The 12,115-nt window shown below is 71.4% G+C and carries 10 protein-coding genes; 4 read left to right on the top strand and 6 right to left on the bottom strand.

The annotated features are described in order from the left end of the window. Positions 1-14: 14 nt before the first annotated feature. The 5 genes from ACFYW9_RS05500 to ACFYW9_RS05480 form a co-directional block, all read right to left on the bottom strand. Positions 15-1,064, bottom strand: coding sequence for an ABC transporter substrate-binding protein (locus tag ACFYW9_RS05500; RefSeq protein ID WP_389145769.1), 1,050 nt, complete (start codon positions 1,062-1,064; stop codon positions 15-17). A gap of 475 nt (positions 1,065-1,539) precedes the next feature. Continuing rightward, positions 1,540-2,700, bottom strand: a complete 1,161-nt coding sequence (locus tag ACFYW9_RS05495; RefSeq protein ID WP_351862051.1) for an acyl-CoA dehydrogenase family protein — start codon at positions 2,698-2,700, stop codon at positions 1,540-1,542. An 11-nt stretch (positions 2,701-2,711) separates the two neighbouring features. Then, positions 2,712-3,686 (bottom strand): hydroxymethylglutaryl-CoA lyase, encoded by a 975-nt coding sequence (locus tag ACFYW9_RS05490; RefSeq protein ID WP_389145168.1) that lies wholly within the window; start codon positions 3,684-3,686, stop codon positions 2,712-2,714. Next, positions 3,683-5,617: an acetyl/propionyl/methylcrotonyl-CoA carboxylase subunit alpha gene (locus ACFYW9_RS05485; protein ID WP_389145165.1), complete on the bottom strand. Its 1,935-nt coding sequence runs from the start codon at positions 5,615-5,617 to the stop codon at positions 3,683-3,685. Before ACFYW9_RS05485 ends, ACFYW9_RS05490 begins: the two co-directional genes overlap by 4 nt. Before the next feature lie 8 nt (positions 5,618-5,625). Beyond that, positions 5,626-7,242, bottom strand: coding sequence for a carboxyl transferase domain-containing protein (locus ACFYW9_RS05480; protein WP_351861654.1), 1,617 nt, complete (start codon positions 7,240-7,242; stop codon positions 5,626-5,628). Positions 7,243-7,338: 96 nt separating this feature from the next. On the opposite strand from ACFYW9_RS05480, the gene ACFYW9_RS05475 reads away from it, so the two are divergent. The 4 genes from ACFYW9_RS05475 to ACFYW9_RS05460 all read left to right on the top strand — a co-directional run bounded on the left by ACFYW9_RS05475 (position 7,339) and on the right by ACFYW9_RS05460 (position 11,152). Further along, positions 7,339-7,998 carry a TetR/AcrR family transcriptional regulator gene (locus ACFYW9_RS05475; protein ID WP_389145160.1) on the top strand — a complete coding sequence of 220 codons (660 nt, stop codon included), beginning with the start codon at positions 7,339-7,341 and terminating at the stop codon, positions 7,996-7,998. Between the two features lie 109 nt (positions 7,999-8,107). Next, positions 8,108-9,265, top strand: coding sequence for an acyl-CoA dehydrogenase family protein (locus ACFYW9_RS05470; protein ID WP_389145157.1), 1,158 nt, complete (start codon positions 8,108-8,110; stop codon positions 9,263-9,265). A 34-nt stretch (positions 9,266-9,299) separates the two neighbouring features. Next, positions 9,300-10,172: an acyl-CoA thioesterase II gene (gene tesB / locus ACFYW9_RS05465; protein WP_351861648.1), complete on the top strand. Its 873-nt coding sequence runs from the start codon at positions 9,300-9,302 to the stop codon at positions 10,170-10,172. A gap of 23 nt (positions 10,173-10,195) precedes the next feature. Beyond that, a complete protein-coding gene (locus tag ACFYW9_RS05460; RefSeq protein WP_389145153.1) occupies positions 10,196-11,152 on the top strand; it encodes a cation diffusion facilitator family transporter in 957 nt (318 codons plus the stop codon). Between the two features lie 136 nt (positions 11,153-11,288). On the opposite strand, the gene ACFYW9_RS05455 is transcribed toward ACFYW9_RS05460, so the two are convergent. Continuing rightward, the gene (locus ACFYW9_RS05455; RefSeq protein ID WP_351861643.1) at positions 11,289-12,077 is read right to left on the bottom strand and encodes a phosphatase; all 789 of its coding nucleotides are present in this window, start codon (positions 12,075-12,077) and stop codon (positions 11,289-11,291) included. Positions 12,078-12,115 lie beyond the last annotated feature (38 nt).

Raw genomic sequence — 12,115 nt, 5'->3', positions numbered from 1 at the left:
CACCGCGGAGGGTGTCAGGCGACCTTCTTGGCGTTCTCGATGGCTTCGGCGAGGCGCTCGATGATCGGGGTGCACTTGGCGTACGACAGGATCGCCTCGGGCGTCCGCGCGATGACCTGGCCGGCCTTGACGGCGGGCAGCTTCTTCCAGGTGGCCTCGGTGATGTCGGCCGGCTGGATGGTCGCGCTGCGGTCGTCCATGATGATGATGTCGGCCGGGTACTTGTCGACGTTCTCCCAGCTCAGGTTCTCGAACCAGCCGCCGCTGGCCTTCAGGGCCTTGGCGGAGGGCTCGACGATGTTCACGCCGAGCGCCTTGAAGTACTCCAGGTCGATGGAGAGGTTGGAGCCGGAGACGTAGAAGATGTCCTGGCTCGCGGAGCCGGCCAGCACCTTGATCTCCGGGCGCGCCTTGGCGGCCTTGCGCAGCCGCTCGGCGGCCGCCTCGAACTTCTTCTTCGCCTCGACGTTCTTCGCGGACTTCACGTCGGCGCCGAGGGACTCGGCCAGCGCGTACATGCGCTCCAGGGACTGTGGCATCTGACGGTCGTAGACGGAGACGGCGACGCTCGGCGCGAGCTTGAGGATCTTGTCCTTGGACTCCTCGGGGACGTACCAGAGGGTGCCCGCGGTGTCGAACGTCGTGGAGATCAGCACGTCGGGGGCGAGGCCCGCGTACTTCTCGATGTTGAACTGGCCCCACTCGTTGCCGAGGACCGTCAGCTTGCTGACGTCCATGTCGCCGGCCTGGACGTCGGCCTTGCCGTCCTTGGTCGTGGTCGGGCCGAACACACCCTTGACCTCGACGCCGTAGTCGAACAGGGCGGCGGCGACACCGGTGAAGGCGACGATGTTCGCCGGGGCCTTGCCCAGCTTCACGGTCGTGCCGCGGTCGTCCTTGAACGTCCACGGGCCGGACTTCGCGGCGGCCTTCGTCGCGTCCGAGCCACCGTTTTTCGAAGCGTCGTCGTCGCCGCAGGCGGCGAGGACGGCGCCGAGGCCGAGGGCGCCGCCGGCGGCGAGGACGCCGCGACGGGAGAGGTGGGTGGCACGGGCGTTGGGCATGAGTGCGGCTGCTTTCGACATGGGGCGTGAAGCTCCACCGGATCAGTTCGAAGGTAGGTTAGCCTAACCTCAGCCCATGTCCAGAGGGTGGGTGCCGCCATCGGGCCCGGGTGCCGGATCCGCCGTGTCGCAGGTCAGCGCGTATGCCCGCCGAAATCGGTCGCCGATTTCCCTCCACCGCTTCCACGGGTTCTCCAACAGCCCTTGCGCCAGTGAGAGTTGACTGGCCGTAAGTTCTGGAGAGTGAACGCGGGTGAACGCGGGTGAACGCGGGCGGATACGGGCGGATACGGGCGGGGGATCGCGCCGGCGGTCACGGAACCGCGCCGACCGCGGGATCCAGACGGACCGGACCAGACTGGACCGCACCAGGCCATACCGCACCGGGCCGGACCCGGCATCCGGCCGGGCGCCCCACGCCCCGCGGCCCCGCGGCTCCCGGTGGTGTCCGGGAGCCGCGGGCACGGTGCCGGGATCAGCCCGAGAGCCCCAGCTCCCGGGCGATCAGCATCCGCTGGACCTCGCTCGTGCCCTCGCCGATCTCCAGGATCTTGGAGTCGCGCCACATACGGGCGACCGGGTACTCGTTCATGAAGCCGTAGCCGCCGTGGACCTGGGTGGCGTCACGGGCGTTGTCGACGGCGATCGTGGAGGAGTACAGCTTGGCGATGGCCGCCTCCTTCTTGAAGGGCTCGCCCGCCACGAGACGGGACGCGGCGTCGCGCCAGCCCACCCGGGCCATGTGGGCCTTCATCTCCATGTCGGCGATCTTGAACTGGATCGCCTGGTTGGCGCCGATCGGGCGGCCGAACGCGTGCCGCTCCTTGGCGTACTTGACCGACTCGTCGACACAGCCCTGCGCGAGCCCCGTGGCCAGCGCGGCGATGGCGATGCGGCCCTCGTCCAGGATGCGCAGGAACTGCGCGTAGCCGCGGCCCTCCTCGCCGAGCAGGTTGGCCGCCGGGACGCGCACGTCCGCGAAGGACAGCTCACGGGTGTCGGAGGCGTTCCAGCCGACCTTCGAGTACGGGGCGGCGACCGTGAAGCCCGGGGTGCCGGAGGGGACGATGATCGCGGAGATCAGCGGCTTGCCGTCGGGCTTGCGGCCGGTGACGGCGGTGACCGTCACCAGGCCCGTGATGTCCGTGCCGGAGTTGGTGATGAAGCACTTGCTGCCGTTGATGACCCACTCGTTCGTCTCGGGGTCGAGGCGCGCCGTCGTGCGGGTCGCGCCCGCGTCCGAGCCGCCGTCCGGCTCGGTCAGGCCGAAGGCGCCCAGGATCTCCCCGGAGCACAGCCGCGGGAGCCACTCCCGCTTCTGCTCCTCGGTGCCGAAGAGGTGGATGGGCATGGCGCCCAGCGAGACGCCCGCCTCCAGGGTGATGGCCACGGAGGAGTCGACCCGGGCCAGTTCCTCCAGGGCGATGCCGAGCGCGAGGTAGTCGCCGCCCATGCCGCCGTACTCCTCGGGGAACGGCAGCCCGAACAGGCCCATGCGGCCCATCTCCCGCACGATCTCGTAGGGGAACTCGTGCCGCTCGTAGAAGTCGCCGATCTTCGGCGCCACGACGTCGTGGGCGAACTCCTCGACCGTGCGGCGGAGTTCTTCGAGCTCGGGGGAGAGGCGGTGGTCCAGAGACATGCGGATCACTCCTGGTGGGACTGAGTCGTTTTACCGAGTGCTTTGACGGTGCGGGACGGGCTGGGTCGGCCCAGTTGTCCGGCCATCCACACGCTTGTGGCGGTGAGGCGGCCGAGGTCGACCCCGGTGTCGATACCGAGGCCCTGGAGCATCCATACGAGGTCTTCCGTCGCGAGGTTGCCCGTCGCGGACTTCGCGTACGGGCAGCCGCCGAGGCCGCCCGCGGAGGCGTCGACGGTGGCGACGCCGTGCTGGAGGGCGGCCAGGGTGTTGGAGAGCGCCTGGCCGTAGGTGTCGTGGAAGTGCACGCCGAGCGCGCTGGTGGGCACGCCCTCCTCGTTCAGCTCGGCGAGCAGGGCCTGCACATGGCCCGGTGTCGCCACGCCGATCGTGTCGCCGAGGCTCAGCTCGTCACAGCCCATGTCCCTCAGCGCCTTGCACACGCGGACGACCTGATGGACCGGGACGGGCCCCTCCCACGGGTCGCCGAAGCACATCGAGACATAGCCGCGGACGGTGAGCCGCGCCTCCTTCGCGCGGCTCACCACCGGCTCGAACATGGCGAGCGACTCGTCGACCGTCCGGTTGAGGTTGGCCTTCGCGAAGGACTCCGTCGCGCTGGCGAAGACCGCCACGTGCCGGGCGCCGAGCGTCAGCGCCCGCTCCAGCCCGCGTTCGTTCGGCACCAGCACCGGAAGCGCCACCGGCAGGTCGGCCACCTGAGGGAACAGCTGCTCCGCGTCGGCCAGTTGGGGCACCCACTTGGGGTGGACGAAGCTGGTCGCCTCGATCGTGGTCAGCCCCGAGTCCGCGAGGCGCCGGATGAACTCCGCCTTCACCTCGGTGGGCACGGTCGCCTTCTCGTTCTGGAGCCCGTCGCGCGCGCCGACCTCGTAGATCCGCACCCGCGCGGGCATGTTTTGGACCGGTACGGCCTGAGCCGGTACGGCCATCGGCAGGCCCGGTTCGGAAGCGCTCATGCCGTCTCCGCCTCCTCCGCGGGGGTGATGACCGCCAGGATCTGGTCCATGGCGACGGTCGTGCCCGGTGTGACGTCCAGCTCGCTGACGGTCCCGGCGTGCGGCGCGGAGATGACGTGCTCCATCTTCATCGCCTCGACCACGAGCAGGCTCTGTCCGGCGGCCACCTCGTCGCCGACGGCGACCTTCACGACGGTCACCGTGCCGGGCATGGGCGCGGTCAGCGAGTCGGCACCGGCGTGCGCGGCTCCGGTGAGCGACGCGGCCACCGGGTCGTGGTCGCGCACGTGCCAGGCGTCGCCGTCGCGGCCGATCCAGTCGGCGGCGCGGTGGAAGGTGTGCCGCACCCCGTCGAGCGTCACCGCGACCCGGTCGGCGGTCACCGTGTGGGTGCCGCGCGGGGTGTACTCCACGGGGTCGAGGACGCGCAGGGAGAAGCCCACCGGCTTCGGTGTGCCGCCGAGCCGCCATCCGCTCGGCACCGAGAACGGGTCCCTCCAGCCCTCGCCCGCCGGGGTCAGGGCGGCGAGCCGGACGGCCGCCGCCGCCTCGTACACCTCCTCGGGCACCCCGTCCGGGACCAGGCCGTCCGCCTCCCGCTCGACCAGACCGGTGTCCAGGTCGCCGGCCACCACGTCCGGGTGGGCCAGCAGACGGCGCAGGAAGCCCGCGTTCGTCTGGACGCCCAGGGTGACCGTGTCGGCGAGGGCGGCCCGGAGCCGGCGCAGCGCCGTCGGGCGGTCGGGGCCGTACGCGATGACCTTGGAGAGCATCGGGTCGTAGAGGCTGCCGACCTCGGTGCCCTCCGTCAGGCCCGAGTCGGTGCGCACCCCGTCGCCCTGGGGCTCGTGCAGCGCGAGCACGGTGCCGCCCGAGGGGAGGAAGCCGCGCGCCGGGTCCTCGGCGCAGATCCGGGCCTCCACCGCGTGCCCGGTGAGGGTGATGTCCTCCTGCGCGTACGGCAGGTGCTCGCCGGCGGCGACCCGGAGCTGCCACTCGACGAGGTCGAGGCCGGTGACCAGCTCGGTGACCGGGTGCTCCACCTGGAGGCGGGTGTTCATCTCCATGAAGTAGTACGAGGACGGGTCGCCGCCGGGGACGATGAACTCCACCGTGCCCGCGCCCCGGTAGCCGCAGGAGCGGGCCGCCTGGACGGCCGCCTCTCCCATCGCGGCGCGCGTGGCCTCGTCGAGGAGCACGCTGGGCGCCTCCTCGATGATCTTCTGGTGGCGGCGCTGGAGGGAGCACTCGCGCTCGCCCAGGTGCACGACGTTGCCGTGCCCGTCCGCCAGGACCTGGATCTCGATGTGCCGGGGCCGGTCGACCCAGCGCTCGACGAGGAGCGTGTCGTCGCCGAAGGAGGCCCGCGCCTCGCGCCGGGCGGCGGCGATCTCGTCGGCCAGGACCCCGATGTCGCGTACCAGGCGCATGCCCTTGCCGCCGCCGCCCGCGCTCGGCTTCAGGAGCACCGGGACGCCGATCTCGCGGGCGGCCGCGATCAGCTCCGCGTCCGTCAGACCGCTGCCCGAGGAGCCGGGGACGACCGGGACTCCGGCCGCCTTCACCGTCTCCTTGGCGCGGATCTTGTCGCCCATCAGGGAGATCGCCTCGGCGGGCGGGCCGATGAAGACCAGTCCGGCCTCCGCGCAGGCCCGCGCGAAGGCGGCGTTCTCGGCGAGGAAGCCGTACCCCGGGTGCACCGCCTGGGCGCCGGTGCGGGCCGCCGCCTCCAGCAGCCGCTCCACCGACAGATAGCTCTCCGACGCGGGCGCCGGTCCGATCCGTACCGCCGTGTCGGCCTCCCGGACATGGCGGGCGTCGGCGTCCGCGTCCGAGAAGACGGCCACCGAGCGCACGCCGAGCGCGCGCAGGGTGCGGATGACGCGTACGGCGATCTCACCCCGGTTGGCCACGAGCACTGTGTCGAACATGGGTCCCCTCACATCCGGAAGACGCCGAACTGGGGGTCACCCAGGGGCGCGTTGGCGCAGGCGGTCAAGGCGAGTCCGAGGACCTGCCGGGTCTCCATCGGGTCGATCACTCCGTCGTCCCAGAGCCGGGCGCTCGCGTAGTAGGCGTTGCCCTGCTGCTCGTACTGCCGGCGGATCGGGTCCTTGAAGTCCTCCTCGTCCGCGGCCGGCCAGGACTCGCCGCGCGCCTCGATCTGGTCGCGCTTGACGGTCGCGAGGACCGAGGAGGCCTGTTCGCCGCCCATCACGGAGATCTTGGCGCCGGGCCACATCCACAGGAAGCGCGGCGAGTACGCCCGGCCGCACATGGAGTAGTTGCCCGCGCCGTACGAACCGCCGATCACGACGGTCAGCTTCGGTACGCGGGTGCAGGCGACGGCCGTCACCATCTTCGCGCCGTGCTTGGCGATGCCGCCGGCCTCGTACTGGCGGCCCACCATGAACCCGGAGATGTTCTGCAGGAACACCAGCGGGATGCCGCGCTGGTCGCACAGCTCGATGAAGTGGGCGCCCTTCTGGGCCGACTCGGAGAACAGGATGCCGTTGTTGGCGACGATCCCGACCGGGTGCCCGTGGATCCGCGCGAAGCCGGTGACCAGGGTCTGCCCGAACTCGGCCTTGAACTCGGCGAAGCGCGAACCGTCGACCACGCGCGCGATGACCTCGCGCACGTCGTAGGGGGTGCGGGAGTCGACCGGCACCGCGCCGTACAGCCCGTACGGGTCGACCTTGGGCTCCGCCGCCGCGGTGACCTCCCAGGGGAGCTTCCCGCGCGCGGGGAGCGTGGCGACGATGGTGCGCACGATCCGCAGCGCGTGCGCGTCGTCCTCGGCGAGGTGGTCGGTGACGCCGGAGGTCCGGGAGTGGACCTCGCCGCCGCCCAGTTCCTCGGCGGTCACCACCTCACCGGTGGCGGCCTTCACCAGAGGGGGCCCGCCCAGGAAGATCGTCCCCTGGTTGCGGACGATCACGGCCTCGTCGCTCATCGCCGGCACGTACGCGCCGCCGGCCGTGCAGGAGCCGAGGACGGCCGCGATCTGCGGGATCCCGGCGCCGGACATCCGCGCCTGGTTGTAGAAGATCCGCCCGAAGTGATCACGGTCGGGGAACACCTCGTCCTGCATGGGCAGGAAGGCGCCTCCGGAGTCGACGAGATACAGACAGGGCAGACGGTTCTCCAGCGCCACCTCCTGGGCGCGCAGGTGCTTCTTCACCGTCATCGGGTAGTACGTGCCGCCCTTGACGGTGGCGTCGTTGGCGACGATCACGCACTCGCGCCCGCTCACCCGGCCGATCCCGGCGATGACACCGGCGGCCGGGGCCGCCCCGTCGTACATCCCGTCGGCGGCGAGCGGCGCCAGTTCCAGGAACGGGGAGCCGGGGTCGAGCAGGGCGTCCACACGGTCGCGGGGCAGCAGCTTGCCGCGCGCGGTGTGCCGCGCGCGTGCCTTCTCGCCGCCGCCGAGCCGCGCCGCGGCCAGCTTGTGGCGCAGCTCCTCGCCCAGCGCGCGGTGTGCCGCCTCGTTGGCCCTCCAGGCCTCCGACGCGGGATCTGCCGCGCTCGTCAGCTCCGGTGCCTCTTGCATCCTGCGGTCCCCTCACCAGTGGTCGACCAGTTAATGAGCGTTAACGCAACTCCTTCAGGTTAACGACCGCTAACCCGCCTGTCTAGAATTGATTCCATGGCCACCAGAACCGACGCCCCCACCCGGCGCGAGCAGATCCTCAGGGAAGCGGCCCGGCTGTTCGCCGAGCGCGGTTTCCACGGCGTGGGAGTGGATGAGATAGGAGCGGCGGTCGGTATCAGCGGCCCCGGCCTCTACCGGCACTTCGCCGGCAAGGACGCGATGCTCGCCGAACTGCTGGTGGGGATCAGCGGGCAGTTGCTCACGGGCGGCCGGCGCCGCGTCGCGGAGGCCGACGGGGGCGCGGAGACGCTCCTCGACTCGCTCATCGAGGGGCACATCGACTTCGCGCTCGACGACCGCCCTCTGATCACCCTGCACGACCGTGAGCTGGACCGCCTGCGGGACAGCGACCGCAAGCTCGTGCGCCAGCTCCAGCGCCAGTACGTCGAGCTGTGGGTGGAGGTGGTCCGTGACGTGTACCCGGGGCTCACCGAGCCCGCGGCCCGTTCGTCCGTGCACTCGGTCTTCGGCCTGCTGAACTCGACCCCCCACCTGGGACGGCCGGGCGCGCTCCCGGGGCGCGCGGGGACCGCCGAGCTGCTGCACCGGATGGCGCTGGGGGCCTTCGGCGCGGCGGCCATGGTTCCCGAGGCGGCGATCGTGGCCTCCGAGGTTCCCGTGGCTTCCGAGGCTCCCGAGGTTTCCGGGGCGTGACGAGCGTCTCGGGGGGCGACCCCTGGACGGCGCTCGTGACCGACGGGTAACCTCGTATCTGAGCAAGCGCTTAGAAATAACCCAAGGTATCCAGGCGGAGGTGGCGGCGGTGCGCCGTACTGTGTTCAACGAGGACCACGAGGCGTTCCGGGAGACCCTGCGCGCCTTCATCGAGGCCGAGGTCGCCCCGGTCTACGACGAGTGGCTCGCCGCCGGTCAGGCGCCGCGCGACTTCTACCACAAGCTCGGCGAGCTGGGCGTCTTCGGCATCCGCGTCGACGAGGAGTACGACGGCGCCGGCATCGACTCGTACAAGTTCGAAGCCATCGTGTACGAGGAGACCGCCCGCGCGGGCATCACCTTCGGCGGCTCCGGCGTGCACGTGCTGCTCGGCCTGCCCTACATCAAGATGCTCGCCAGCGACGAGCAGAAGAAGCGGTTCCTGCCGAAGTTCGTCTCCGGCGAGGAGATGTGGGCCCTCGCGATGACCGAGCCGGGCACCGGCTCCGACCTCGCGGGCATGAAGACCACCGCCAAGCTCTCCGAGGACGGCACGCACTACGTCCTCAACGGCGCCAAGACCTTCATCACCGGCGGCGTCCACGCCGACCGCGTGATCGTCTGCGCCCGCACCTCCGCGCCCACCGCCGAGGACCGCCGCCACGGCATCTCCCTGTTCGCCGTGGACACCAAGTCCGAGGGCTACTCCATCGGCCGCAAGCTCGACAAGCTCGGCCTGAAGACCTCCGACACCGCCGAGCTGGCGTTCGTCGACGTGAAGGTGCCCGTCGAGGACCTGCTCGGCGAGGAGAACAAGGGCTTCTACTACCTCGGCCACAACCTCGCCTCCGAGCGCTGGGGCATCGCCTTCGGCGCCTACGCGCAGGCCAAGGCCGCCGTCCGGTTCGCCAAGGAGTACGTCCAGGAGCGCACCGTCTTCGGCAAGTCGGTCGCCTCCTTCCAGAACACCAAGTTCGAGCTGGCCGCCTGCCAGGCCGAGGTGGACGCGGCCGAGGCCGTCGCCGACCGCGCGCTCGAGGCCCTCGACGCCGGTGAGCTGACCCCGGCCGAGGCCGCCAGCGCCAAGCTGTTCTGCACCGAGGTCGCGCACCGCGTCATCGACCGCTGCCTCCAGCTCCACGGCGGCTACGGCTTCATGAACGAGTACCCGATCGCCCGCCTGTACGCGGACAACCGGGTCAACCGCATCTACGGCGGCACCAGCGAGATCATGAAGACGATCATCGCCAAGGACATGGGCCTGTAAGGTCCGAGAAAAGACTGCGCGGTACAACTGCCTTATGAGCGAGGCACTTCAGTCCCTCCTCGATCTGCTCGACCTCGAGCGGATCGAGGAGGACATCTTCCGCGGCCGTTCCCGGTCCGCCGTCGTCCCCCGGGTCTTCGGCGGGCAGGTGGCCGCGCAGGCCCTCGTGGCCGCCGGGCGCACGGTCCCCGAGGACCGGCTCGCCCACTCCCTGCACGCGTACTTCCTGCGGATCGGCGACCCCGGCGCACCCATCGTGTACTCCGTGGACCGCATCCGCGACGGCCGCTCCTTCACCACCCGCAGGGTGGTCGCGGTCCAGCACGGACAGCCGATCTTCCATCTCTCCGCGTCCTTCCAGGCGTACGAGGAGGGCATGGAGCACCAGGCGCCGATGCCGCCCGCGCCCGACCCGGAGACGCTGCCCACGGCCGCCGAACTGCTTCCGCTGTACGCCGACGTCTTCACCGACGCCGAGGTCGTGGAGCGCATCCTGGAGGCCCGGGAGTCCGTCGACCTGCGCTATGTCGACGCGCCGCCGTACGCCACCGTCGGCGAGGCCCGCGAGCCGCGCTCCCAGGTGTGGTTCCGCACCAACGGCAAGCTCGCGGACGACCCGCTGCTGCACGTCGTCCTCGCGACCTACGTCTCGGACATGACGCTCCTCGACTCCATCCTGCTCGCGCACGGGCGCGGCGGCTGGGTGACCGGCGACGTCGTCGGCGCCTCGCTCGACCACGCGATGTGGTTCCACCGCCCCTTCCGCGCCGACGAATGGCTGCTGTACGACCAGGAGTCACCGTCCGCCTCGGGCGGCCGGGGCCTCGGCCAGGCCCGCATCTACACCCAGGACGGCCGGCTGGCCATCTCGGTGATCCAGGAGGGCGTGGTCCGCGTACCCCGGTAGGCGTGGCCCGGTAAGACTGGGGCATGACTGACGCAGCGCAGGACTCCGGCAGCGGCGAGAGCGTCTTCACGGTGATCGTCGCCGCGGCCGCCAATCTCGGGATCGCCGTCGCCAAGGCGGTCGCCGGTGTCATCAGCGGCTCCAGCGCGATGCTGTCGGAGGCCGCCCACTCCGTCGCCGACACCGTCACGGAGCTGCTGCTGCTCACGGCGCTGAAACGGAGCGAGAAGCCGGCGGACGAGGACCATCCGCTCGGCTACGGACCCGAGCGCTACATCTGGGCCCTGCTCGCCGCCGTCGCCACCTTCGTCGGCGGCGCGGTCTTCTCGATCTACGACGGCGTCCACACCCTGGTCGCGGGCGAGGAGCTCGGCGACCCGCTCCTGTCGTACATCGTGCTGGCCGTCGCCTTCCTGCTGGAGGGCTTCTCCCTGCGGACGGGACTGCGGCAGGCGCGCGGTGAGGCCGCCCGCCTCGACGCCCCCTTCAGGACCTACCTCCGGCGCACCCCCGACACCGCGGTGAAGGCCGTCGTCATGGAGGACTCGGCCGCGCTGGTCGGCCTGGTGTTCGCCGCGGGCGGCCTGCTCGGAGGCCAGCTCACCGGATCGGGCGTCTGGGACGGTATCGCCTCGCTGCTCATCGGGCTCCTGCTGCTCTACGTCGCCTGGGTGCTCGGCCGTTCCAACGCGGAGCTGCTGATCGGACGGCCGCTGCCCCGGCCGATGCGGGAGCGGATCCGGGCGGCGCTGCTGGACGTGGAGCACGTGGAGGCCGTACTGGAGCTGATCACGCTCGTGCAGGGGCCGCGCGAGGCGCTCGTCGCCGCCAAGGTCGACTTCCGGGACGCGTCGACCGCGGCCCAGATCGAGTGGGCCTGCGAGCGGGCCGAGGAGCGGATCCGGTCGGTGCTCCCCTCGGTGAGCAGGGTGTACCTGGACCCGACACCGGGCCGCGCCCAGCGGCGGTCCGAGGGCTGAACCCCCGGCCGTGAGCGGAGCCCGCGCCGCGCGGTCCGGTGGCGCGGCACGCGAACGCCGTCCGGGAGCCGGCCCGCGCCGGGCGCGCCCCCGGACCGGTCGCCGGGATCCGGGCCGGTGTCCGAGGGCTCCGGGCTCAGGCCAGGCCCGCCTCTCCGAGCAGATACGCCGTCATGGGGTCGTAGTGGCGCGGGCTGAGGACGTGGTCGTCGAGCGGGACCACGACCTGGAGCGTGCCCTCCGACTCGGCGAGGAAGAGCGCCGGGTCGTTGCAGTCGGCGTAGCCCACGGAGTCCACACCGTGCCGGCCCGCGTAGCCGGCCCAGCCGTGGTCGGCCACGACCAGGTCGGGCAGCGGGCGGCCCTCCCGCTCCAGCGCGGTGAGGATCGCGCGCATCGGCTCGCCCGAGTGCGTGTGCCACAGCGTGGCGCCGTGCTCCAGCACCGCCACGTCCGCGAACTGCATGACGTAACCCTCGTCCGTCTGGAGGCCGTCCGGGATCACCACGATCTCGCAGCCGGCGGCGCGCAGGGCGGCGGCCGTGGCCCGGTGCACGTCCAGCAGCCCGCCGGGGTGACCGGTCGCGAACAGCACCCGCTGACGGTCCTCGGCCGCCTTGCGCAGCCGGCCCGCGAGACGGTCCAGCGCGTCCACGGTCAGCTCGGGGTCGATGGTGTCCTGGCCGTAGCGGTACTCGGGGTCGTCGTTGACGCCGACCCGCTCCGCCATCACCGCGAGCACGTCCTGCTCGTCGGCCCAGCGGTCGCCGAGTTCCAGTCCGAGCCACCAGTTGCGCTCGCCGTTCGCCAGCTTGCGGTAGTGGGAGAGGTTGTTCTCGCGGGGCGTGGCGACATCCCCCGCGATACGGGTCTTCACGAGATGGTCGACGAGTTCGGCGCGGCTGGGCGTCCCGGGTATCGGCATACCACCATTGTGCCGGTGCTCTCGGGCCCCGGGCGCGG

Origin of the sequence: Streptomyces sp. NPDC002698 (assembly GCF_042888945.1) — a bacterium.
In the GTDB taxonomy this organism is placed as follows: Bacteria; Actinomycetota; Actinomycetes; order Streptomycetales; family Streptomycetaceae; genus Streptomyces.
Note: the sequence above shows the minus strand (reverse complement) of the source record. Positions and strands in the feature narration are given on the sequence as shown.

Coding starts and splice junctions, on each gene's coding strand:
- ACFYW9_RS05500 (WP_389145769.1), bottom strand. CDS start 1,064: ATGCCCAACGCCCGTGCCACCCACCTCTCCCGTCGCGGCGTCCTCGCC.
- ACFYW9_RS05490 (WP_389145168.1), bottom strand. CDS start 3,686: ATGAGCGCTTCCGAACCGGGCCTGCCGATGGCCGTACCGGCTCAGGCC.
- ACFYW9_RS05485 (WP_389145165.1), bottom strand. CDS start 5,617: ATGTTCGACACAGTGCTCGTGGCCAACCGGGGTGAGATCGCCGTACGC.
- ACFYW9_RS05480 (WP_351861654.1), bottom strand. CDS start 7,242: ATGCAAGAGGCACCGGAGCTGACGAGCGCGGCAGATCCCGCGTCGGAG.
- ACFYW9_RS05475 (WP_389145160.1), top strand. CDS start 7,339: ATGGCCACCAGAACCGACGCCCCCACCCGGCGCGAGCAGATCCTCAGG.
- tesB (WP_351861648.1), top strand. CDS start 9,300: ATGAGCGAGGCACTTCAGTCCCTCCTCGATCTGCTCGACCTCGAGCGG.
- ACFYW9_RS05460 (WP_389145153.1), top strand. CDS start 10,196: ATGACTGACGCAGCGCAGGACTCCGGCAGCGGCGAGAGCGTCTTCACG.
- ACFYW9_RS05455 (WP_351861643.1), bottom strand. CDS start 12,077: ATGCCGATACCCGGGACGCCCAGCCGCGCCGAACTCGTCGACCATCTC.